This window comes from Pseudomonas viridiflava, from assembly GCF_003702045.1.
GTDB classification, from domain to species: Bacteria; Pseudomonadota; Gammaproteobacteria; order Pseudomonadales; family Pseudomonadaceae; genus Aquipseudomonas; species Aquipseudomonas viridiflava_C.
In genome coordinates, this window is record NZ_RBTP01000069.1 from 364,777 (window position 1) to 387,894 (window position 23,118).

Annotated in this window: 22 protein-coding genes; 12 read left to right on the forward strand and 10 right to left on the reverse strand. The window is 59.6% G+C overall.

The annotated features are described in order from the left end of the window. Positions 1-76 precede the first annotated feature (76 nt). Entirely contained in the window at positions 77-943 is an 867-nt protein-coding gene (gene hexR, locus ALP40_RS22415; RefSeq protein WP_122210335.1) for a transcriptional regulator HexR, read from the forward strand. A gap of 109 nt (positions 944-1,052) precedes the next feature. Beyond that, positions 1,053-1,274: a PA3496 family putative envelope integrity protein gene (locus ALP40_RS22420; RefSeq protein WP_122210336.1), complete on the forward strand. Its 222-nt coding sequence runs from the start codon at positions 1,053-1,055 to the stop codon at positions 1,272-1,274. Here ALP40_RS22420 and ALP40_RS22425 read toward each other — a convergent pair. Beyond that, positions 1,228-2,178 carry a LysR family transcriptional regulator gene (locus ALP40_RS22425; protein ID WP_122210337.1) on the reverse strand — a complete coding sequence of 317 codons (951 nt, stop codon included), beginning with the start codon at positions 2,176-2,178 and terminating at the stop codon, positions 1,228-1,230. The two genes, ALP40_RS22420 and ALP40_RS22425, sit on opposite strands and share 47 nt — an antisense overlap. A 181-nt stretch (positions 2,179-2,359) precedes the next feature. On the opposite strand from ALP40_RS22425, the gene ALP40_RS22430 reads away from it, so the two are divergent. Beyond that, on the forward strand, positions 2,360-3,775 hold the full coding sequence (locus ALP40_RS22430; RefSeq protein ID WP_122210394.1) for an acetyl-CoA carboxylase biotin carboxylase subunit: 1,416 nt from the start codon (positions 2,360-2,362) through the stop codon (positions 3,773-3,775). Positions 3,776-3,787: 12 nt separating this feature from the next. Continuing rightward, positions 3,788-5,596, forward strand: a complete 1,809-nt coding sequence (gene oadA / locus ALP40_RS22435) for a sodium-extruding oxaloacetate decarboxylase subunit alpha (RefSeq protein WP_122210338.1) — start codon at positions 3,788-3,790, stop codon at positions 5,594-5,596. Between the two features lie 340 nt (positions 5,597-5,936). On the opposite strand, the gene ALP40_RS22440 is transcribed toward oadA, so the two are convergent. Genes ALP40_RS22440 through ALP40_RS22450 form a run of 3 tightly spaced genes read right to left on the reverse strand, consistent with a single transcriptional unit; the run spans position 5,937 to position 7,704 of the window. Further along, positions 5,937-6,608 carry a GNAT family N-acetyltransferase gene (locus ALP40_RS22440; RefSeq protein WP_122210339.1) on the reverse strand — a complete coding sequence of 224 codons (672 nt, stop codon included), beginning with the start codon at positions 6,606-6,608 and terminating at the stop codon, positions 5,937-5,939. A gap of 11 nt (positions 6,609-6,619) precedes the next feature. Further along, positions 6,620-7,066, reverse strand: coding sequence for a GNAT family N-acetyltransferase (locus tag ALP40_RS22445; RefSeq protein WP_122210340.1), 447 nt, complete (start codon positions 7,064-7,066; stop codon positions 6,620-6,622). Continuing rightward, positions 7,063-7,704, reverse strand: a complete 642-nt coding sequence (locus tag ALP40_RS22450; protein WP_122210341.1) for an FMN-binding negative transcriptional regulator — start codon at positions 7,702-7,704, stop codon at positions 7,063-7,065. The genes ALP40_RS22445 and ALP40_RS22450 overlap by 4 nt, the downstream gene beginning before the upstream one ends. An 89-nt stretch (positions 7,705-7,793) precedes the next feature. Here ALP40_RS22450 and ALP40_RS22455 point away from each other — a divergent pair, with 89 nt between their 5' ends. From ALP40_RS22455 to ALP40_RS22465, 3 genes are all read left to right on the forward strand, one after another. Beyond that, complete coding sequence (locus ALP40_RS22455; RefSeq protein ID WP_122210342.1) at positions 7,794-9,356, forward strand: PLP-dependent aminotransferase family protein; 1,563 nt, start codon at positions 7,794-7,796, stop codon at positions 9,354-9,356. Between the two features lie 54 nt (positions 9,357-9,410). Next, on the forward strand, positions 9,411-10,622 hold the full coding sequence (locus ALP40_RS22460) for a YeeE/YedE family protein (protein WP_122210343.1): 1,212 nt from the start codon (positions 9,411-9,413) through the stop codon (positions 10,620-10,622). Between the two features lie 141 nt (positions 10,623-10,763). Then, positions 10,764-11,636 (forward strand): bestrophin family protein, encoded by an 873-nt coding sequence (locus tag ALP40_RS22465; protein WP_181116215.1) that lies wholly within the window; start codon positions 10,764-10,766, stop codon positions 11,634-11,636. Between the two features lie 315 nt (positions 11,637-11,951). Here the strand turns inward: ALP40_RS22465 and ALP40_RS22470 are convergent, their stop codons facing one another. The 3 genes from ALP40_RS22470 to aspA all read right to left on the reverse strand — a co-directional run bounded on the left by ALP40_RS22470 (position 11,952) and on the right by aspA (position 16,143). Next, positions 11,952-12,956 carry an asparaginase gene (locus tag ALP40_RS22470; RefSeq protein WP_122210345.1) on the reverse strand — a complete coding sequence of 335 codons (1,005 nt, stop codon included), beginning with the start codon at positions 12,954-12,956 and terminating at the stop codon, positions 11,952-11,954. Between the two features lie 28 nt (positions 12,957-12,984). Next, on the reverse strand, positions 12,985-14,436 hold the full coding sequence (locus ALP40_RS22475) for a sodium:alanine symporter family protein (protein WP_122210346.1): 1,452 nt from the start codon (positions 14,434-14,436) through the stop codon (positions 12,985-12,987). A 282-nt stretch (positions 14,437-14,718) separates the two neighbouring features. Continuing rightward, complete coding sequence (aspA, locus tag ALP40_RS22480) at positions 14,719-16,143, reverse strand: aspartate ammonia-lyase (RefSeq protein ID WP_004881647.1); 1,425 nt, start codon at positions 16,141-16,143, stop codon at positions 14,719-14,721. A gap of 285 nt (positions 16,144-16,428) precedes the next feature. Between aspA and ALP40_RS22485 the strand changes: the two genes are divergently transcribed. Further along, positions 16,429-17,334: a LysR substrate-binding domain-containing protein gene (locus tag ALP40_RS22485; protein ID WP_122210347.1), complete on the forward strand. Its 906-nt coding sequence runs from the start codon at positions 16,429-16,431 to the stop codon at positions 17,332-17,334. A 67-nt stretch (positions 17,335-17,401) separates the two neighbouring features. Here the strand turns inward: ALP40_RS22485 and ALP40_RS22490 are convergent, their stop codons facing one another. Then, positions 17,402-18,037 carry a hypothetical protein gene (locus ALP40_RS22490; protein ID WP_122210348.1) on the reverse strand — a complete coding sequence of 212 codons (636 nt, stop codon included), beginning with the start codon at positions 18,035-18,037 and terminating at the stop codon, positions 17,402-17,404. Positions 18,038-18,398: 361 nt separating this feature from the next. Between ALP40_RS22490 and purE the strand changes: the two genes are divergently transcribed. The 4 genes from purE (at position 18,399) to ALP40_RS22510 (ending at position 21,308) form a co-directional block, all read left to right on the forward strand. Next, on the forward strand, positions 18,399-18,890 hold the full coding sequence (gene purE, locus ALP40_RS22495) for a 5-(carboxyamino)imidazole ribonucleotide mutase (RefSeq protein WP_002555898.1): 492 nt from the start codon (positions 18,399-18,401) through the stop codon (positions 18,888-18,890). Positions 18,891-18,899: 9 nt separating this feature from the next. Beyond that, complete coding sequence (locus ALP40_RS22500; protein ID WP_122210349.1) at positions 18,900-19,982, forward strand: 5-(carboxyamino)imidazole ribonucleotide synthase; 1,083 nt, start codon at positions 18,900-18,902, stop codon at positions 19,980-19,982. A gap of 463 nt (positions 19,983-20,445) precedes the next feature. Beyond that, positions 20,446-20,691: a GlsB/YeaQ/YmgE family stress response membrane protein gene (locus ALP40_RS22505; protein ID WP_004881638.1), complete on the forward strand. Its 246-nt coding sequence runs from the start codon at positions 20,446-20,448 to the stop codon at positions 20,689-20,691. An 83-nt stretch (positions 20,692-20,774) separates the two neighbouring features. Beyond that, entirely contained in the window at positions 20,775-21,308 is a 534-nt protein-coding gene (locus ALP40_RS22510) for a DUF3299 domain-containing protein (RefSeq protein ID WP_122210350.1), read from the forward strand. A 12-nt stretch (positions 21,309-21,320) separates the two neighbouring features. On the opposite strand, the gene ALP40_RS22515 is transcribed toward ALP40_RS22510, so the two are convergent. Together ALP40_RS22515 and ALP40_RS22520 are read right to left on the reverse strand one after the other, a co-directional pair. Next, on the reverse strand, positions 21,321-22,232 hold the full coding sequence (locus ALP40_RS22515; protein WP_122210351.1) for a D-hexose-6-phosphate mutarotase: 912 nt from the start codon (positions 22,230-22,232) through the stop codon (positions 21,321-21,323). A gap of 108 nt (positions 22,233-22,340) precedes the next feature. Continuing rightward, positions 22,341-22,742: an acyl-CoA thioesterase gene (locus ALP40_RS22520; protein WP_099231224.1), complete on the reverse strand. Its 402-nt coding sequence runs from the start codon at positions 22,740-22,742 to the stop codon at positions 22,341-22,343. Positions 22,743-23,118 lie beyond the last annotated feature (376 nt).

Genomic DNA, 23,118 nt, shown 5'->3' on the forward strand with positions numbered 1-23,118 from the left:
GGGCGTCCCGCAGGTCATGTAGTATAACTACAAGAAAGCTACACCCCGCCCACCGCTTCATTATCGAGTCTGCCTTTTGAATCTGCTGCAACATATCGCACAGTCCCGTCACCTGTTGCGTAAATCGGAGCTCAAGGTAGCTGACCATGTGCTGCTCGACCCCGCAGCCGTGATGCACAGCTCAATGGCCGATCTGGCGCATAGCGTCGGAATCAGCGAGCCGACCATCGTGCGTTTTTGCCGCGCGATCGGCTGCACCGGGTTTCAGGACCTCAAGCTCAAGCTGGCCCAGAGTCTGGCCGCAGGCGCGAGCTTCGGGCAGTTCGCGATTCACGAAGACGATTCGGTTGCCGACTACAGCCTGAAGATTTTCGATACCACGCTGCACACCTTGATGGAAGTGCGCGAGAACCTTGATCCCCACGCGCTGCAACTGGCCGTTACGGCGATGGCGGGAGCCAATCGTGTCGAGTTCTACGGCTTCGGGGCGTCCGGTGCAGTGGCTGCAGATGCGCAGCACAAATTCTTCCGACTGCTGCTGACCGCGGCGGCGTATTCCGATCCACACATGCAAGCGATGTCGGCGGCGACCCTCAAGCCAACGGACGTGGCGGTCTGCATTTCACAATCCGGCCGTTCCAAGGACCTGCTCATCACCGCCAACATGGTGCGTGAAAGCGGTGCGACCCTGATCACGTTGTGTCCAAGCCAGACGCCGCTGGCCGAGTTGTCGTCGGTCAATCTGGCCATTGATGTTCATGAAGACACCGAGATCTATACCCCGCTGACCTCGCGCATCGCGCATCTGGTGGTGATCGATGTGCTGGCAATGGGTGTCGCAATGGCCCGTGGCCCGAGCCTGGTCAACCATTTGAAAAGCGTCAAGCGCAGCCTGCGCGGTTTGCGTTTGTCACCCAAGTCGATCAAGACCCACGAAGACTGACAGCCCTTTCGACGAACGAAAGTTCATCGATCTGTCATCTTCGTGCCGCCTGACTGTCACCCGTGCGCTTCATTCTGGTGCTCCCTCAAAACGTATTGGGAGACAGGACATGGCTCGGCACTACGACGATTTACCCAACAGCACCGTGAAAACCCGCCGTCAGCAGGAAGATCAGCGTCGCATGGAATTTCGTCGCGCTATCGAGAGCTATTGTGAGGCGCGTCAGCTCAATCAGGATCTCTGCGATTACATGGACAGCGTGAGCGGCACCGTCTGGCAGACCGTCACGCCATCCGTGGGCGTCCGTCAAAACGCTCGACAAGCTGGCTGATTTGCGCACGTTCGGTACGGATGAACGCCAGGAACGCGTGGGCGACCGGCGACAGGCGTTTGTCCCTGGCCTGAACCACGCACCAGCTTCGGTATAAAGGCAGCTCCGCCACGGGCAGCTCAACGAGCGTGCCCAAGGCGAGTTCCTGGCAAACGGCATGTCGCGTCAGCACGGCCAGCCCCAGCCCCGCCACCACGCATTCACGCTGCGCCTCGCTGGATGACACCTCCGACGTCTGCGTAAAGTGCACGCGCTTTTCCTTGAAATACTCTTCGCAGGCTCGGCGCGTCCCTGAGCCGGGCTCGCGTGTGAGCAGCGGCCAGGGTTCAAGGTCTTTCAGGGTCAGTGAGGGCTGGCTGCACAGTGGATGATCAGGCGGCGCCACTGCAACGATGGGGTTGTTCAAAAACGGCAGAAATTCCAGGCCCATGTCCTGCGGCACCATCGACATCACCACCAGATCATCCCGGTTATCCGAAAGCCGCCTGATGACGAGTGCCCGGTTGACCACGGTCAGGTTCAGGCTGACTTCCGGGTAGTGGCGTTTGAACGCCGCGAACAGGTGTGGGATGAAGTACTTGCAGCTCGATTCGATGGCCAGTTTGAGCTGGCCTTGCAGAGAGCCCTGCATGTCCGAGAGCTGCATATCCAGATTTTCCAGTCGCCCAAAGATGTCGCGGCTGGCGGCCTGCAATGCCTCGGCCGCCTCGGTGAGGTAGAGCTTTTTGCCGACGTACTCGAACAGTGGCTGGCCGACCAATTCCTCCAACTGGCGAATCTGCAAGCTGACCGCAGGCTGTGTCAGCGCCATTTCCTCGGCGGCACGGCTGTAGGAGCGCAGGTCGCACACCTCATTGAAAATACGCAGTTGACGCAATGTCATACGCATCAATGACTTACGCATTTCAGCTAGCCCCCGAAGATTGATTGAACGCCGACTATAAGCTTTTGCTTATGGGTAACCCAATTTTTACTCATTTTTATTAATTGTCGATCAGGCATAGGGTGTCCCTGCGGCAATGAGTCACATGCCCGGTTACAAAAAAGCAGCCGTGACGTTGGTCCTTAAGGTCGAGGGAACGCCAGTGATAAAAAAAATATTGATTGCCAACCGTGGAGAGATTGCCGTTCGTATCGTGCGCGCTTGCGCCGAGATGGGCATTCGCTCGGTGGCAATTTTCTCCGACGCCGACCGCCATGCCTTGCATGTCAAACGCGCTGACGAGGCCTATAGCATTGGTGCCGAACCGCTGGCCGGGTATCTGAACCCGCGCAAACTGGTCAATCTGGCTGTGGAAACCGGCTGTGATGCGCTGCATCCCGGCTACGGGTTTCTGTCTGAAAACGCTGAACTGGCGGACATTTGCGCCGAACGCGGGATCAAGTTCATCGGTCCTTCCGCTGAAGTCATCCGTCGCATGGGTGACAAGACTGAAGCGCGTCGCAGCATGATCAAGGCGGGTGTACCCGTCACGCCGGGCACTGAAGGCAATGTGGCTGATATTCACGAAGCGCTCATTGAAGGCGATCGCATCGGGTATCCGGTGATGCTCAAGGCCACCTCCGGCGGCGGCGGGCGCGGTATTCGGCGTTGCAACAGCCGTGAAGAACTGGAGCAGGCTTTTCCCCGAGTCATCTCGGAAGCAACCAAAGCCTTTGGCTCGGCCGAAGTGTTCCTCGAAAAGTGCATCGTCAACCCCAAACACATCGAGGCACAGATTCTCGGCGACAGTTTTGGCAATGTTGTGCATCTGTTCGAGCGCGACTGCTCGATCCAGCGTCGCAACCAGAAGCTGATCGAAATCGCCCCCAGCCCGCAACTGACCCCAGAACAGCGCGCCTACATCGGCGATCTGTCGGTACGTGCCGCCAAGGCCGTGGGCTACGAGAACGCGGGCACCGTGGAGTTTCTGCTTGCCGAAGGCGAGGTGTACTTCATGGAGATGAACACCCGCGTTCAGGTGGAACACACCATTACCGAAGAAATCACCGGTATCGATATCGTTCGCGAGCAGATTCGTATCGCGTCCGGCCTGCCGCTGTCGGTCAAGCAGGAAGACATCATTCACCGGGGCTTCGCGTTGCAGTTCCGGATCAACGCCGAAGACCCGAAAAACAACTTCCTGCCCAGCTTCGGCAAGATCACCCGCTACTACGCGCCCGGCGGCCCCGGCGTGCGCACCGATACGGCGATCTACACCGGCTACACCATTCCGCCGTTCTACGACTCGATGTGCCTGAAGCTCATCGTCTGGGCGCTGACGTGGGAAGAAGCGATGGACCGCGGCCTGCGCGCCCTGGACGACATGCGCCTGCAAGGGGTGAAAACCACGGCTGCCTATTACCAGGAAATTTTGCGTAACCCGGAATTTCGCAGTGGTGAGTTCAACACCAGCTTCGTCGAGAGCCACCCTGAACTGACCAACTATTCGATCAAGCGCAAACCCGAAGAGCTGGCTCTGGCCATCGCCGCCGCCATTGCCGCCCACGCAGGCCTGTAAGGAATACTGAAAATGTCCAAGAAGATCTTCGTTACCGACACCATTCTGCGTGATGCTCACCAATCGCTGCTGGCCACGCGTATGCGCACCGAGGACATGCTGCCGATCTGCGAAAAGCTCGACAAGGTCGGCTATTGGTCGCTGGAAGTATGGGGCGGCGCGACGTTCGATGCCTGCGTGCGCTTTCTCAAAGAAGACCCGTGGGAGCGCCTGCGTCAGTTGCGTGCGGCACTGCCCAACACTCGCCTGCAAATGCTGCTGCGCGGCCAGAACCTGCTGGGCTACCGTCATTACAGCGATGATGTGGTCAGGGCGTTTGTCGCCAAGGCGGCAGTCAATGGTATCGACGTGTTCCGCATCTTTGACGCCATGAATGACGTGCGTAACTTGCGCGTGGCCATCGAAGCGGTGAAGGCAGCGGGCAAGCACGCGCAAGGCACCATCGCTTACACCACCAGCCCTGTACACACCATCGATGCGTTCGTGGCGCAGGCCCGGCAGATGGAAGCGATGGGGTGCGACTCGGTTGCGATCAAGGACATGGCCGGTCTGCTGACGCCGTTTGCCACAGGCGAGCTGGTGCGTGCGCTGAAGGCCGAGCAGTCGCTGCCAGTGTTCATTCACTCCCATGACACGGCGGGTCTGGCCGCGATGTGTCAGCTCAAGGCCGTCGAGAACGGCGCTGATCACATCGACACGGCCATCTCCAGCTTCGCATGGGGCACCAGTCATCCGGGGACCGAGTCTATGGTCGCGGCGCTCAAGGGCAGCGAGTTCGACACCGGGCTCGATCTGGAACTGTTGCAGGACATCGGCCTGTATTTCTATGCCGTGCGCAAGAAGTACCACCAGTTCGAAAGCGAATTCACCGCCGTCGATACCCGTGTGCAGGTGAATCAGGTGCCGGGCGGGATGATTTCCAACCTGGCCAACCAGCTCAAGGAGCAGGGCGCGCTCAATCGCATGAACGAAGTGCTGGCTGAGATACCCAGGGTGCGCAAAGACCTGGGCTATCCGCCGCTGGTCACACCGACCTCGCAGATCGTCGGCACCCAGGCGTTTTTCAATGTACTGGCAGGCGAGCGCTACAAGACCATCACCAATGAAGTGAAACTGTACTTACAAGGCGGCTACGGTAAAGCGCCGGGGCAGGTGGACGAAAAGCTGCGTCGTCAGGCCATCGGTAACGAAGAGTTGATCGACGTACGCCCGGCCGATCTGCTCAAACCGGAAATGACCAAACTGCGTGCCGAGATCGGCTCGTTGGCCAAGTCCGAAGAAGACGTGCTGACCTTTGCCATGTTTCCGGACATCGGCCGTAAATTCCTTGAAGAGCGGGCCGCCGGCACGCTGACGCCTGAAGTGCTGTTGCCGATTCCCGAAGCGGGCAGCGTTGCCCGCGCAGGCGGAGAGGGCGTGCCGACAGAATTCGTGATCGACGTACACGGCGAAACCTACCGCGTGGACATCACTGGCGTCGGCGTCAAGGCCGAGGGCAAGCGGCACTTCTACCTGTCGATCGATGGCATGCCGGAAGAAGTGGTGTTCGAACCGCTCAACGAGTTTGTCAGCGGCGGGGCCAGCAAGCGTAAGCAGGCGCATGCACCGGGCGACGTCAGCACGACCATGCCGGGCAACATCGTCGATGTGCTGGTCAAGGAAGGCGACGTGGTCAAGGTCGGCCAGGCTGTACTGATCACCGAAGCGATGAAGATGGAAACCGAAGTCCAGGCCTCCATCGCCGGCAAGGTCGTGGCTATCCACGTTGCCAAGGGCGACCGCGTGAACCCGGGCGAAGTCCTGATCGAAATCGAAGGCTGATCGGGCAGAGAGCCGATCCGACAGCTGAGCCGTTTACCTCTGGGGGAGCCTTCGTGGCTCCCTTTTTTTATTCGTACAGCTCGCAGCGTCCCGGCTGCATGCCCACGCGAGCACTCATCGTTATACAAAAGTCGCGATGAGCATCTGGAGCGGGCACGATTTCGGCCGTGGGAGTGGACTGTCCACGAAGGCTTTTTTGGACGCGCCGTCTCGATTGAATGGGCCAGCCACTTCGCGGGCAAGTCCGCTCCCACATTCAGGCTTGGTGATCGTTCCTCACGCTCTGCGTGGGAATGTCGCTCGGGACGCTCCGCGTCCGAACCGGTCTCGCACGCTGAGCCTACTGCCGAAACGCCTCCAGCCCTTCGATTTGCTGGCCGTCCTTGAAGTTATCCACAGCCAGCCAGCCTTCGAACGCGGTTTGCAGGGCTGGCCATTCGCTGTCGAGGATCGAGTACCAGGTGGTGTCACGGCTCGCGCCCTTGACCACCATGTGCTGACGGAACGTACCTTCGTAGCTGAAGCCGAATCGCTCGGCGGCGCGTTTGGAGCGGGCGTTGTTGGCGTTGCATTTCCACTCCAGGCGGCGATTGCCCAGTCGGAAAGCTTCCTTGGCCAGCAGATAGATCGCCTCGGTGCCTTTCGGCGTGCGCTGCATGGCGGCGCTGAACGTGACGTGACCAATTTCGATCCGGCCGTGTACCGCGAATATCGACAAGTAGCTGATCACGCCCTCGGCCTTGCCGGTCTGCTGATTGATCACGGCGTAGAACCACGGATCAGTCGCCACCTGATGCCCGGCCAGCCAGGCATCGAATGCGTCGCGCTCGTTGAAGGGCCCGTAGGGCAGGAAATCCCAGAGCGTGGGGTCGGCATCCGGTCCCTGAAGTACCGACCACAGGTCATCGGCATGCCGGGCTGTGTCCAGCTTTTCCAGGCGAATGAAGCGACCGTTCTGGGGGTGGGGGCCAGGCAATGTCGCGGGTTGCCAATCCAGTGGAGTCTCAGACATCAATCAGTTCCTCAAAGCGCTTTGCGAAATTGAATATAGCCGGCGCGATCAGCGATACGCTCATACAACTGGATGGCCGTGGCATTGGTCTCGTGGGTCAGCCAATGCACCTTCTCGCAACCGTCTGCCTTTGCGGTCGCGTAGACATGTTCGATCAGTTGCCTTCCAAGACCCGTGCCACGCTGCTCCGGCGCGACGATCAAGTCTTGCAGGTAACAGGAGTTGCCAATACTCCAGTTGGAACGGTGATAGATGAAGTTCACCATGCCCACCGCGTTGCCGTCGACCCACGCCAAGGCGGAGTGTGTCGGCTCGTTCGGGTCGAGCAAGCGCTGCCAGGTCACTTCGCTGACACCTTCGGCCAGTTCGGTTTTGTAAAAGCGCAGATAGGACTGCCATAGCGGCAACCATGCCTGTTGATCATCAGCCGTCACCGGGCGAATCAGGACATCACTCATGACGCCTCCTCCTGATCGCTCATCAAACGAGCGATTTGCTGTTCGTTGATTTTCTGGCTCGCGGCAAGCCCGTCTCTGACCCCGGCGATATCCGAAGCGCTGCGGTTCTGGCTGAGTTTGCGTTTGCCTTCCAGTCGCTGGACGGGCAGGGCGAAGCCGACGATTGCACGAAGCATTTTGCTGATGTACTCGGCGGGCGCGTCGTCAATGGACCAGGGTTGGGCACGATCGGATTCGTGTCTGGCCGTCAGATCATTCAGCAACTGGCGTAGCCGGGACGCATCGGTAAAGGTTTCCGCCTTGCCGTAAGCGTGAACTGCAAGGTAGTTCCAGGTCGGCACAACCTGGCCATGTTCGGCTTTGCTCGGGTAATACGAAGGACTGACGTAAGCGTCTTCGCCAGGGAAGATCACCAGCGCTTCGGCACACGTGTCCAATTGACGCCACTGCGGATTGGCTTTGGCCAAGTGACCGTAAAGTGTGCCGTTGGGGCCTTGGTCCTCGCGCATCAACAGGGGCAGGTGCGACGCCTGCATGCCTTCCTCGTCCCACGTGATCAAAATGGCCAGGCGAGTCTGGTTGATCTGCTCATGGAGTCTGGACGTTTCGTCGTCACGGAATGCTGCAGGTGTGTACATGGCGATGCTCCTTGGCCGATGAACAGATCTTAGTCAGCGCATTGGTCTGTTGTAAGATCCATTTCTCAGAGATTTCATAGAGCCAATCCATGTCGTCCGATGCGCCTTCTTTTCCCTCCACGCTGACCGGCATCAGGCTGGACAGGCGTCAAGGCCTCAGCAAACAGCTCTATCGCGCATTACGCCAGCAAATACTGGACGCCCGGCTAGCCAGTGGAACGCGCCTGCCCGCGAGCCGCGAGCTGGCGGATCTGCTGGCGATTTCCCGCAACAGCGTGATGCGTGCTTACGATCAACTGTATGCCGAGGGCTTCATCGAAACCCGGGTAGGAGATGGCACGTACGTCGCGAGCCTTCCGGGGCGCAAGGACGTGCTTGACAAGGAGGGCAGCAAAAAACTATCCACCGACTTGTCCACAGGTTTGTCTACAGCTTTGTCCACAGGCTTATCCACATTTAATGAGCAAGTTCTGGGCGCTTGGCGGGACGAAGTTATCCACAGTTCGGCGCTGAATCGGTTAAAAAACCATCAGCTTCCAGCACCTTCCGGCGAAGCCCCTAAAGCTTTTCGCGTGGGCGTGCCCGCCGTTGACCTGTTCCCATTCGCCCTGTGGGGCAAGCTCTATGCAGCATTCTGGCGTCGTCCGGACCCTGCCATGCTGGGCTATGGCGCTGCGGCGGGCGAGCCAAAGCTGAAAGAGCTGATCGCGGCGTATCTGCGTTCCTCACGAGGCCTTCACTGCACGGCTGAGCAAATTGTGATCACCAGCGGCGCGCAACACGCTATCAGCCTTTGTGCACAGATGCTGGTGGAGCCCGGTGAAGGCGTTGCTGTGGAAAATCCTGGCTACCGCGCCGCTGGTCATGCCTTCGCGGTTGCAGGTGCTGTGCTCAAGGGAGTGGCTGTTGATGGAGAGGGGCTGCGTTGCGCCGATCTGACACACGGTGATTGCAAGTTGGTCTACGTCACCCCATCTCACCAATACCCGACTGGCGTGGTCATGAGTCTGGCCAGACGCCTTGAGCTGCTGGACTGGGCCGAGAAGCGTCAGGGCTGGATCATCGAGGACGACTACGACGGTGAGTACCGGTACAGCGGGGCGCCGCTGGCACCCTTGGCCGCACTGGATCGCAACGGGCGGGTCCTGTATGTCGGCACCTTCGGCAAGATTGCCTTTCCGGCCTTGCGGCTGGGTTATCTGGTGCTGCCGCAGAAGTTGGTCCAGCCCTTCAGTCAGCGCAAGGCCGTGGACATGCGCCATACCGAAGTCAGTACTCAGGTGGTCATGGCGCAGTTCATCGCACTGGGGCATTTCCAGCGGCACATCCGCCGGGTGCGTCGAGCGTCTCTGAGTCGTCGCAATGCATTGCTGGCCGGTTGGCCATCGGATATCCCTGGTTGCGCGGCGATGCCCAGTGTGGCGGCGGGGCTGCATGTGATGATCAAGGTCGACAGCCTGGCCCGGGAGCGTGAGCTGATCGAGCGCGCAACCCGCGTCGGTGTTGAGATCACGGCCTTGAGCAGCTACTGGTTGCCCGATTCGGCCGAGCCAATGGATGAGCGAGCCGGACTGGTATTGGGTTTTGCCGCTGTGCCTGAGGTGCAGATCAGCGAGGCGCTGAACAGGCTGCGCAAGGTCTGGTCCGAGTAAGCCTTTGGTACACGTATAATCGCCTTATTCTGTTAATTCGTTGTCGAGAGACCTATGAACACTTCTCTGTCTGCAACACCCGGCCGCGCGTATGGCGCGCCGCTGGCGGCGTTGTTTCTGTTATTGATGGGCGCGCAGTTTCTGCTGCTCAGTGTAGGCACTCGTCAGGTTCTGCTATGGATCCTCGGGGCGGCGCTGGGTGTCACCCTGTATCACGCCGCGTTTGGATTCACATCGGCCTGGCGGGTGTTCATTCGTGAACGACGCGGTGCCGGTCTGCGCGCGCAGATGGTGATGCTCGCCGTCGCCGTGCTGCTGTTCTTCCCGGCGTTGGGTGCTGGCACGCTGTTCGGGCAGCCGGTCACCGGGCTGGTTGCGCCAGCTGGCGTCTCCGTGGTGGTCGGTGCGTTTATTTTCGGCATCGGCATGCAGTTGGGCGGTGGGTGTGCGTCAGGGACGCTGTTCACGGCCGGCGGCGGTAACGCGCGGATGCTGATTACCCTGCTGTTCTTCATCCTCGGTTCGCTGATCGCCACTCATCACGTTGACTGGTGGTTCGCCCTGCCTTCGTTTCCAGCCACATCTGTGGTCAAGAGCTTTGGCGTGATCCCGGCGCTGCTCGGCAACCTGGCGCTGTTCGCCCTGATCGCATTCGTTACCGTGCGTCTCGAAAAGCGCCGTCATGGTCAGCTTGAAGCGCCAGTCGCCACTGAGCATCGCGGCCTTCGCCGATTGTTGCGCGGGCCCTGGATTCTGGTGTGGGGCGCTGTGGCACTGGCTGTTTTGAACTACGCAACGTTGGCGCTGGCCGGTCGGCCGTGGGGCATTACCTCTGCATTCGCCTTGTGGGGTGCCAAAGTGGCGAGCGGTCTGGGCGTGGATGTCGGCAGTTGGGTGTTCTGGCAGAGCGCGGCGAATGCCAAGGCACTGGCCGCGCCAGTCTGGGAAGACATCACCAGCGTCATGGATATCGGCATCATGCTGGGCGCGCTGCTCGCGGCTGGGCTGGCCGGACGTTTCGCCCCGAATCTCGACATTCCGACGCGCTCCATCGTGGCGGCGGTGATCGGGGGCTTGCTGCTCGGCTACGGCTCGCGTCTGGCGTACGGCTGCAACATCGGCGCGTATTTCAGCGGGATCGCATCCGGCAGCCTTCACGGCTGGCTGTGGCTGGTCGCGGCCTACGCGGGGAACGTCATTGGCGTGCGGCTGCGTCCGATTTTCTTTGCAGGAGAGCGTCCGCAGGTCGCGTTGAGCAGCTGCTGAAAAACGATCAAACCCTTGAGATAAAGCGGGCCGCTGGCGAACCATCTGCCCATTTGGCATTCAAACCCCTTGCAGTAGCGAGGATGTCCGAATGCGGTCTCGCTTATTTATCGACGGGGTAGTCCTTTGCAGCAGACGATCATGGGAAAAATCCGGTTTTTGGGCAAGACAATCGGATACGTGGGCTGGTCGCTCTTCTGGCTGCTGATTTGGGACGTGATTGTCACGGTCGATTTCATGCTGTACCTGGAGCGCAAGATCACCTTGCCGTCCATGCCGCTGACCCTGTTGGGTTCGGCGCTGGTGGTGCTGACCAGTTTCCGAAACTCCAGCGCCTATAACCGATGGTGGGAAGCCCGCACGCTGTGGGGTGCGCTGGTCAACAGTTCGCGCAGTTTCGCCCGCCAGGTGCTGACGCTGGTCGAGGACGACGACGGTATCAACCCGGTAAAAGCGACTTTGCTGCGTCGTCACGTGGCCTACGTCAAATGCCTGTCTGCACACCTTAAGGGCACGCATTGCGGCGACGAGGTACAAGCCTTGATCCCGCGTGAAGAGTTCGAGCGGCGCTTTGACACCAACAACTTTCCCAACGACCTGCTCAACACTTCGGCCGCGCTGTTGGCCAAGGAATACCAGTGCGGTCGTCTGGACAGCATCCGTCTGGCGCGCCTTGAATCGACGATGGTGGATATTTCCAACTGCCAGGGCGGCATGGAGCGGATCGCCAACACGCCGCTTCCTTATCCGTACGTGGCGTTTCCGAGGCTGTTCATCACCCTGTTCTGCCTGATCGTCCCTATCGGCCTGGTCGAAACCCTCGGCTGGTTCACGCCCTTGGCGTCCACCGTGGTGGGCTTCATGTTGTTGGCGATCGAGAAAATCGGTACCGACCTGCAAAGCCCGTTCAAGGCCAGCGAACACGAAATTCAGATGACATCGCTGTGCGAAAACATTGAGCGAAACCTCGACTCGATGCTTAGAGGGGCGAAGGAAGAAAGCAAGGCGTCTTGAGAGAAATGACTGACTGAGTCAACGTCGAACCGGCTTCTGCTCGAAGCGACTCGCCGCTACGCCTCAGAGGTCGCGCGCCGTTTGTCCGCGATCTGCCGGGCACCGGCAGCACACGTGAACATGCGCTGGATCAGATGCAACTCAGGGGGCCGCTGCGTAGCCCATCGCAGCCGTCGTAACCTCCCGAAGCCCCCACGCCCTTCGGGCAGAAGCAGTTTCAGCGTTTCTTCAGAGGTTGGGTATTTGTCGCGACACTCGTGGGAGTGAACCGGGTGACGCTCCGTTTGTCCGCGAATGCCGAAACCTTTCAAATGCTCAGCGCAGTTCGCCACACAGGTCCAGTTCGACCAACCGTCGCACGTCTTCCGTCGTCAGACCTGCGCCCAGCAAGGTGTGCAGTTTGCCAAGCGCGGCCTCACGCGTCATGCCACCACCGGACAGCACACCTGCACCGCGCAGGCGGCTTCCCGCTTCGTACACGTCCAGCTCCACGCCGCCCTCATGGCACTGAGTGATTGCAACCACACAGATACCTTGCGCACGGGCGTTTTCCAGGCTGGCGATGAACTGCGGATCGTCGCTTGGACCGGTGCCGTTGCCGAAGCACTCCAGCACAAGGCCTTGAATGCCGCTGTCGATCAGGCCGTCGAGCTGAGGTGCACCGATGCCCGGAAAGAGCGGCATTACGGCGACCTTGGCCAGGGTCCTGGCCTGACGGTAATTCAGCGCGTCGGGCAATGCGACCGCAGCATGACCGCCCCGCGAGCGTTGCAGTGGAGCGAACGGGTGACGTCCGAAGCTGCGGATTTTTGCGCAGCGTGTCGGCGCCATCAGCTCGCCGTGGAAATACAGCTGAACGCCTGTCGCCAGTCCGCTGCCCAGCGCGAGCAGGGCGCCGTTGACGTTTTCCCAGGCATCGCTGTCCGGCACACCGGCGGGGAGCATGGAGCCTGTGAACACTACAGGGGCTTCAAGGCCCAGCAACTGGAAACTCATTGCCGCCGCGCTGTAGGCCAGGGTATCGGTGCCATGCAGCACCAGTACCGAATCGCAGCCATCCACATCCACCGCCTCGATCACCGCTTCACGCAGGCGCAACCAGTAGGCTGGCGTCATGTTGGCGCTGTCGATCAGTGGCGACATCTCGCGAAATCGCCACTCAGGCACGATAAGCTCAGGGTGTTCAGCCAGTTGCCCAGCCATTCTTGTCTCGAAGCCCGAGGCCGGGGCGAGGCCGTTGGCGCTGGCCTGCATACCGATGGTGCCGCCCGTATAAAGAACCATCACTCGCTTGGCGGGTTGATGTGCGTCGTGAGTCATGGCTCTCTCCTGTCAGGGCGTTGTGCGGTTATCGTGGGTCGGTAGCAGGCTTGCCCGCGACTTCGGCGTCATGAACCGGCGTCTGGGCAGGGTTGGCAGGCCATGCACTGCGGTCCAGATCCAGGTCAGGGAACTTGCTGGAGTCAAAGACCGGGGTCTTGATGCCTGCACGACGCTGAGCATCGTAGTCGCCCAGAATGCGTTTGACGACCTTGAACAGCATCGCCAGGGCGATCAGATTGACGAAGGCCAGCATGGTCATGGTGATGTCGGCAAAGGCCAGCACATCTTTCAGGTCAACTACCGCACCCCAGAGAATCAGTACCAGCACCGCGATGCGATAGCCGATGATTGCCTTCTTTTTCTCGCCGAACAGGAAGCGCAGGCTGTTTTCACCCAGGTAGTAGTTGTAGAGGATCGAGGTGAACACGAACAGAGCCAGTGCCACGCTGATGAAGATCCGGCCCCAGTCACCGACCACAGCCGCCAGCGAGTTCTGTGCAAGCACGATACCGTTGCCGTCGTAGCCCACGTCATAGATGCCGGACAGCAGAATCAGCAGGGCGGTGCAGGTGCAGATCACGAAAGTATCGAGGAACACGCTGAACGCCTGAACCACGCCCTGTGCAACCGGATGCTCGACCTGAGCGACGGCCGCCACGTTAGGCGCGCTGCCCAGACCGGCCTCGTTCGCAAAAACGCCGCGCTTGACGCCCATGACGATCGCGCTGCCAACCAGGCCGCCGAACACTGGATCAAGGCCGAAGGCGCTGCGCACGATGGTCATCAGCATGGCTGGAACGTGATCAATCTGCAGAACGATGACGTAAACAGTAACCGCGATGTAGATCAGGGTCTTGACCGGCACCAGCAGGTCGGAGATCGCAGCGATGCGTTTGATGCCGCCGATAAAGGCCAGGCCCAGCAGCACGACCAGGCAGATACCGGTGGTCATGGTGTCAACGCCAAAGGCGCTTTTGAGCGAGTCGGTGACAGCGTGCGATTGCAGGCCGTTGAAGGCGAAGCCGAAGGTCACCAGCAGCAGAACCGCCATGACCATGCCCAGCCAGCGCTTGCCCAGGCCATGCTGGATGTAGAACGCCGGGCCGCCACGGAATTGGCCTTCGGAATCCTTGCGCTTGTAAAGTTGAGCGAGGGAACACTCGATGAAGCTGCTGGACATGCCGACCAGTGCGGTCACCCACATCCAGAACACGGCACCCGGGCCGCCCAGTGTGACGGCAATGCCAACGCCTGCGATGTTACCGGCGCCTACTCGGCCAGCGAGGCTGAGCATCAGGGCCTGAAACGAACTCAGTTGTCCTGCGCTGCTTTTCAAGCTATCGCGGAACACCGCGAACATATGGAAAAAGTGTCGAAACTGAACGAAACGTGAGCGGATCGTGAAGTAACTACCCAGGCCTACGATAAGTACGATCAGTACTTTACCGGAGAGAAAGTCGTTAATCATTTCCAGCATTTTTGTTATTCCTCGCTACTTTTGAGGGGGCGCACTATACCGGTGCAAAGTTTTTACGTCTGTAGCCGCTTTGTTGTGGGGCTGATTCTTCATTTGCGGCGATAAATGAATGCTCTGTGGATAACCCCGCAGAGCGTTGCACCAAGGGCTCTGGACCGCTTATCGGATCCAGTTCGGCCAGCAGGCAAAAAAAAGGGTCTGGAGAATCACTCCCAGACCCTCAAAAAATTGAGGGGTGTCTAGGCCCTCAATCTGGTGAGCTTGTTGCGCAGGTCATCCCTGTCAGGCCTTCAATGGGGCCAGGCGGGGAGCGATCATGTTTTCAGGTCGCAGGATGTCGTCGAGCATTGCGTCGTCGAGCAAGCCTTCTTCGCGAACCAGTTCCAGTACGCCGCGGCCGGTTTCCAGCGCAATGCGGGCGATACGGGTGGAGTTCTCGTAGCCGATGTAGGGGTTCAGTGCGGTCACCAGACCGATCGAATGCTCGACCAGTTCGCGGCAGCGCTGTTCGTTGGCGGTGATGCCGACGATGCAGTGCTCGCGCAACATGTCCATCGCACGCTGTAGCAGGCGGATCGAGTCGAAAATCTTGTAAGCGATCAGCGGCTCCATCACGTTGAGCTGCAACTGGCCGCCTTCGGCCGCCATTGTCAGCGCCAGGTCGTTGCCGATGATTTCGAATGCCACCTGATTGACCGCTTCCGGGATCACCGGGTTGACCTTGCCGGGCATGATCGAGCTGCCTGGCTGACGTGCCGGCAGGTTGATTTCATTGATGCCGGTGCGCGGACCGCTGGAGAGCAGGCGCAGGTCATTGCAGATCTTCGACAGCTTGACTGCGGTACGCTTGAGCATGCCTGAGAACAGCACGAAGGCACCCATGTCGGAGGTGGCTTCGATCAGGTCGGCGGCAGGCACAAGCGGCTGGCCGCTGATGGTCGCCAGGCGTTCTACTGCAAGGTGCTGATAGCCAGGGTCGGCGTTGATGCCGGTGCCGATGGCAGTACCGCCCAGGTTGACCTCGGTCAGCAGCTCGGGTGCAAGGCTGCGCAGACGGTTCAGGTCTTCGGTCAGGGTAGTGGCGAAAGCGCGGAATTCCTGACCCAGGGTCATCGGAACGGCGTCCTGCAGCTGGGTGCGGCCCATTTTCAGAACATGGTTGAATTCCTGGCCCTTGGCCGCGAACGCCTGAATCAAACTGTCGAGGCTGGCCAGCAGTGCGTCATGACCCAACAACAGACCCAGGCGGATGGCCGTCGGGTAGGCGTCGTTGGTCGACTGAGCCATGTTCACGTCGTTGTTGGGGTGCAGGTGCTTGTACTCGCCTTTCTCGAAACCCATTGTTTCCAGCGCGATATTGGCGATGACTTCGTTGGCATTCATGTTGGTTGAAGTGCCAGCGCCGCCCTGAATCATGTCGACCACGAACTGATCGTGGAAATCACCGCGGATCAGGCGGGCACAGGCTTCGCTGATGGCTGCGTGTTTGGCATCGTTGAGGTGTCCCAGCTGGTGGTTCGCGTCAGCTGCCGCCTGCTTGACCATCGCCAGCGCTACGACCAGTTTCGGGTAGTGCGAAAGCGGTACGCCGGACAGGTGAAAATTGTTGACCGCTCGCAGAGTCTGGATGCCGTAGTAGGCGTTTGCAGGGACTTCGAGAACACCAAGAAGGTCTTTTTCGATGCGCGATGATGCAGGCGAGGACATGATAAAAAAAGTCTCAAAAAAGGCACGGACGAGGCCGGAACGCAGCGGATAGTGGGCTTTGAGTTTAAACTTGACCAATGCTGTTAAACGCTGGGGTATGCAGAAACGGCATAACGGGTGTGTGACTCGCCTTTTTTGCGGTGGATAAAAGGGACAAAATGTCGCACCCGCCTATGTCCTTGTCGCTCACGGGACGTAAAGGTTTTTTGTAACTGCATCGCGCCAGGCATCGTCTCTAGTCGCAGTCGCCTGCTGATGCAGTCAGCCATTGTCCGGGAGGACCTGATGAATCTGGAAAGCAAATGGTTGGAGGATTTCAGCGCCCTGGCTGCCACCCGCAGTTTCTCCCAGGCCGCCGAGCGTCGTTTCGTGACGCAACCGGCGTTCAGTCGGCGCATCCGCAGCCTGGAATCCGCGCTCGGGCTCACGCTGGTCAATCGCTCGCGCACGCCGGTCGAACTCACTGCCGCAGGGCAGCTTTTTCTCGTGACGGCACGTACGGTGGTTGAACAATTGGGTGAGGTGGTGCGTCATCTGCATCATCTGGAAGGTGGGCAGGGCGAGGTCATGCAGGTGGCGGCAGCGCACTCGCTGGCGCTTGGCTTCTTTCCGCGCTGGATTGCCCAACTGCGCAATGAAGGTCTGAATATCGCGACCCGTCTGGTAGCGACCAACGTGGGCGATGCGGTGCATGCGCTGCGTGAAGGCGGGTGCGACCTGATGCTGGCGTTCTATGACCCTGATGCTGCCTTGCAGATGGACGCCGAGATTTTCCCGTCGCTGCACTTGGGGCAGACTCAGATGCTGCCGGTCTGCGCCGCTGACGCACAGGGGCGGCCACTGTTCGACATGGACGGGGAGGCCAGCGTGCCTTTGTTGGCTTACAGCGCGGGGGCTTTTCTGGGGCGTTCGGTGAATATGCTGTTGCGCCAGCGCAATTTGCGTTTCACCACAATTTACGAAACGGCGATGGCCGACAGCCTGAAAAGCATGGCGCTTGAAGGGCTGGGCATTGCCTGGGTGCCGCAGTTGAGCGTGCGTGCCGAGCTGGCGCGCGGTGAGCTGGTGGTCTGTGGCGGGCCGGAATGGCATATTCCGCTGGAGATTCGGCTGTACCGCTGTGCGTTGGTGCGCAAGGCGAACGTTCGCCTCTTGTGGCGCAAACTGGAAAGTGCAGCGCCACAGGAGTAAATGTGCGCGGGCTGCTCCAGAGAGCCGCCCGCTTTTCAAACGCTGGATCTGATTCAAGATAGCCCGATCAGGGGTACTCGCTCAGATTGGCCGCGATACGTTGCTTGTTCTTGTCACTGTAGACATAGCAGTTGGCGCGGACGACTTGACGGACAGCCACCAGGTTGGTTTCACACCACCAGCCGTCTCGGTACAGAACCTTCGCCAATTCGTGAGTGCCACCAAGCATATGACCCAGTTCATGGGCAGCGGCCGTGTAAGTGTCCAGCGATGCAATACCTGTGTATCCCTTGTCGACCGTGAAGCCCAAGGTGCTTGAGTCGATTTTGTCCTGCGTGACCAGCAGGTATTTGGTGGTGCCGTTGCGAGGCAGGTTTTGCGCATTGAGGTACTGATCGACACGCTGCTTCCACGCACCGTAGATCGCGTCCGAGTCACCGCCTTTGTAAGCGAAGTCGGTCAGCGTCGGAATGCCGCGTAAAAACTGCATGTGGACGCGCCGCCCGGTGAAGCTTTCAAGGTCTTTCACCAGCCACGCAAAGTAGTGCGTCACGAGGCGCTCGGTGTCGGTCTCTTTCACGTCGTCATGCAGGAACAGAAAGAAGAACAGCGGGCGTCTGGAGGTTGAATCATCGGCCAGTGCCATCTGGCCCAGCAAAAGGGTAGCGATCACCAGCAGTGATCTTGTCAGGGTTTTCAACATGAGTACTCATCCATGAGTAGGCGTAACAAGGCCTGCCCGAAATGGGTCAGGCGGCAAGTACTTAATCGCAAAACGCAGTGGTGTTATGCCGGGCATGGCGGCCGTTGCTGTAGTCCCTGATAGACGAATGTGCAGGACCGGTGCGTGTCTCGCTGTGGGATCACCCGTTGCCCTTTGGGCTGTTTACAAAAACCTTGTACGGATGGTCGTCGAAGGGGCTGTCATCCTGTCGCTTTACGGTATACTGCGCGGCCTTTGGCCGGCTCGACCGGTCATTATTCGTACAGCAAGCCACGCCGGTTCTCCCGCGTGGCTTGTTGTTTTTAGATGCGCCTGCGGGCGCCCGATGAGAGGCACGACGATGAGCGCACTGGTTGGCGTGATCATGGGCTCCAAGTCCGATTGGTCCACCCTTAGCCACACCGCCGATATGCTGGAAAAGCTCGGCATTCCCTACGAAGTCAAAGTGGTGTCTGCACACCGCACGCCGGACTTGCTGTTCCAGTATGCCGATGAAGCGGAAGGCCGTGGTATCGAGGTGATCATCGCCGGTGCCGGTGGTGCCGCTCATTTGCCGGGCATGTGTGCGGCCAAGACGCACCTGCCTGTGCTGGGCGTTCCGGTGCAGTCCTCGATGCTGTCGGGTGTCGACTCCCTGCTGTCCATCGTGCAGATGCCTGCCGGCATCCCTGTCGCGACGCTGGCCATCGGCAAAGCGGGCGCGATCAATGCCGCGCTGCTGTCGGCGAGCATCCTGGGCGCCAAGCACCCGCAATTCCACGCTGCGCTGAAGAAATTCCGCGCCGAGCAGACAGACAGCGTCCTGGACAATCCAGACCCACGCCACGCCTGAGGTTTTTCCATGAAGATCGGTGTAATCGGTGGCGGCCAGTTGGGCCGCATGTTGGCCCTGGCGGGCACTCCGCTGGGCATGAACTTCGCCTTCCTCGATCCCGCGCCGGACGCTTGTGCGGCGGCATTGGGCGAGCATCTGCGTGCCGATTACGGTGATCTGGATCACCTGCGCCAGTTAGCTGATGAAGTCGATCTGGTGACCTTTGAATTCGAGAGCGTCCCCGCCGAGACCGTGGCGTTTCTGTCCCGGTTCGTGCCTGTCTACCCGAGCGCCGAAGCGTTACGCATTGCGCGTGATCGCTGGTTCGAGAAGAGCATGTTCAAGGACCTTGGCATCCCGACGCCGTCCTTCGCAGACATCCAGTCGCAGGCCGATCTGGACGCGGCGGTGGCGAGTATCGGTCTGCCTGCCGTCCTGAAAACCCGCACGCTGGGCTACGATGGCAAAGGTCAGAAGGTGCTGCGTTCAGCCGATGACGTGGTCGACACCTTCGCCGAGCTGGGCAGCGTACCGTGTCTTCTGGAAGGCTTCGTACCGTTCACCGGTGAGGTATCGCTGATCGCTGTGCGTGCCCGTGATGGCGAAACCCGCTTCTATCCGCTGGTGCATAACACTCACGACAGCGGCATCCTGCGTATTTCCATCGCCAGCACCGACCATCCGTTGCAGGCGCTGGCTGAGGACTACGCGGGCCGTGTGCTGAAGCAGCTGGACTACGTGGGCGTGCTGGCCTTCGAGTTCTTCGAAGTCGATGGCGGCTTGAAGGCCAACGAGATCGCGCCACGTGTGCACAACTCCGGCCACTGGACGACCGAAGGCGCCGAGTGCAGCCAGTTCGAGAACCACCTGCGTGCTGTTGCTGGCCTGCCGCTGGGCTCGACCGCCAAGGTAGGGGAGAGCGCCATGCTGAACTTCATCGGTGAAGTGCCGGCGGTCGACAAGGTCATCGCGGTTGAAGACTGCCACCTGCACCACTATGGCAAAGCGTTCAAGGCAGGCCGCAAGGTCGGCCACGCAACCGTCCGCAGCCACGACCGCGCCACGCTGGATCGTCAGGTCAAGTTGGTCGAGTCGTTGATCAAGGGTTGACGAGCTTTTCGTGCTCACCGTTTTGTAGGGCTAACAAAAGCGGGTCTGAAACGGTGGAGGCTGGCTGAAAAGCGCATCGCCGGCAAGCCGCCTCTTATCAAATAACGCGCAGTCCATTGAAGAAATAGGTTCGTAGGAGCGGACGTGTCCGCGAAAGGGCTGTACAGCCGATGAAAGTTCAGCGACTGAAATACAGCATTCGCGCACACGTCCGCTCCTATGGTCCGTGTTTGCTGCGCAACAGGGCTACGTCGCAGAGGTTGGCGGGGCCTTTCGCAGGTTTTGCAGTTATCCAGCAATACGCGTGCAGAGCAATGAGCGCAGTGCGTGAGACACGATCATTTGCCTCATCCTGCCCAATCTTGATTTCCGCTGGAACCATTCCCTGTCGCCGTTCTCAGATAGCAGTAAGCCAAGGCTGCTATGGGTCATGGCACGTTTAATTCAGACAGAGGGAAATGGCATGGGTATCATCGGAACCATCTTCATCGGCTTGATCGTTGGCCTGCTGGCTCGCTTCCTGAAGCCGGGTGATGACAGCATGGGCTGGATCATGACCATCCTGTTGGGCATCGCCGGTTCGCTGGCTGCAACCTACGGTGGCCAGGCTCTGGGTATCTACCAGGCAGGCGAAGGCGCAGGTTTCCTGGGCGCGTTGGTCGGTGCGATCATCCTGCTGGTGATCTACGGCATGATCAAAAAGCGCTGATAAACAGGCGTCGGCCCTCTGTTTTGCATTGCGCAGAGGGCTAGAATGCGCAGGCATTCTTCTTTTCCTGCCGAGCACTGTTCATGCGTCGCTTTTTATTATTGACCCTACTGCTGGTATCCGGGCTCGCACACGCCCAGTTGCCGGAAACCGACTGGCTGGAACTCATGCCCAAGTCGGACCAAAAGGCCCTTGAGGCCATGCCCGAAATCGATCACAACTCCCCTGAAGCCTTGGGCACCTTCGACAGCAAAGGTGGGCTCAAGCAGAGCAAAGGGCTGCCGGCGGTGATGTATTCCGCCAAGACCGTCCCTGCCATGAACAACAAGACTATTCGACTGGGTGGCTATCCGGTGCCTCTGGAAACCGATGCCAAAGGTCATAGCACCCTGTTTTTCCTCGTTCCTTATCCCGGCGCCTGCATCCACGTTCCGCCTCCGCCGCCCAATCAACTGGTGCTGGTGCGCTACCCCAAAGGCCTGAAACTGGATGACATCTATACGCCCCTGTGGGTCGAAGGCACCTTGAAGGTCGAGAAGATCAGTAACGATCTGGCCGACGCGGCCTACGCGATGGATGCAGCAAAGGTCCGCGTCGTGGTCGAGTCGGACCTTTGATGCAGGCTTGAATCAGAGCGGCTCGCTCCAGATGCTCACATTTAGAATGTGCATGTCGTCCGGGGCCAGCGTTACCACGTCGCTCATCACATTGGCGGTTTCCACGCAGACCATGCGCTGCCAGCCATCCGCTGCCATGTCGGTGAACCGGCCAGTCTTTTCGACCCACGGATTCCACAGGATGGCCGAGTTCGAACCGGTGCTGTGGATCTGGATGCGGCGTTGCCATTGCGGATCGACAATGCTGAGCAGGCCGGGGGTGTCGAGATAGATGCGGTCGGTTTCGCCGGTAAAGGTCAGATCGCCTGTCTGCTGGCGCTCCCCCCAGTTCTCCAGGGTTTCGATGTAGCTCAGGCCGTCGAGCTCTTCGACACTGACCTGACGCGAATCACTGACGGCGAAATAGGTGTGTAGCGCCTGGCTGAGGGTGACCGGCTCGGTGCCGCAGTTGTAGCTGACCAGGCTGACGTTCAGCGCCTCATCCAGACGAATGCTCAGCTTGAGCGCAACGTTATGTGGCCAGCCCGGCAACTTGCCTTCGGCCTGTGGCAGGACGAACTCTACGAGCAAGGCGTCGCCGTCTTCGCCGATGCCCAGCAGCTCCCAGTCCAGCGCACGGACTTCGCCGTGGGCCTTGGCGGGTTCGTCGCTCTGGCGCATGGCCTGTACGCTTTCAGGGTTGCGTTCCAGATTGCCGAACCAGGGCCAGCAAATCGGCATGCCCGCACGGATGGGCTTGCCTTGCTTGAACACCGCTTTCTCGTTGAGCCAGATCAGCGGCTCCTGCCCGTCGCGCTGGTAACTGAGAATGTGCGCGCCTTGCTGGGCGACGAGTAGTTCTGCATCGCCGTGCCGAATGCGCCAGCAGTTCAGCTCATCGTATTGAACGGTTTCGACGCTGGATTCAATCGGGGATGTAGGCATGCAAAATCTCTCACTCAAGGGCCGTGACGAAATCAGACCGTTCTGGACGGGATGAGTTTACCCCGAGGCCGCAACCCTTTCAGGTGCCAGCCTTCAGGCAGGGTGTGTTCAGCGGCGTGCGGGGACCGAACGTGTGCGGCCGCTGGCATCGATGGCCACGAAGACAAACACCGCTTCGGTGACCTTGCGCCATTCGCTGGTCACGGGGTCGTCGCTCCACACTTCGACCATCATTTTGATCGAGGTGCGTCCTACTTCGAGGGTGCGTGTATAGAAGGACAGCTGTTCGCCCACCGCCACCGGCACCAAAAATGCCATACGGTCAATCGCAACCGTTGCGACGCGTCCGCCTGCCACCTTGCTGGCCATTGCAGTGCCAGCCAGGTCCATCTGAGATACCAGCCAGCCGCCGAATATATCGCCAAAACCATTGGTTTCACGGGGGAGTGCCGTGATTTGCAACGCAAGATCGCCTTGCGGAGTTGGATCTTCTTGTTCGAGCTCGATCATGCCTAGGGTGCCTCTGACCCATGACTCTATTATTTTTTGCCGCGGTTGACAGGCGCCATTCAACCCCTTGCACATGAACATTGTATGTTCCGCTGCCGGGATGGCCCTTGAGGGAAACTCTGCGAAAACCGCTGATTCAGACGTTTTCGCACAAATTCCCTTTGCCGTTGACAGCCTGCGAGTATATCGGGCGTTGCGTCATAGAACGACCGCCGGGTTCTGATTTTGTCCGTGCGCAGTTCCTGCTATGTGTTTTTTGAAACAATTTGCTATCTTGCAGAACCTCTACAGGTGACAAGACTGCCTGTACACGCAATTTTGGTGCCTATCTGCACAGTTGCCCCGGACAATCGCTTCTGCACGCCACCCCGCCGCA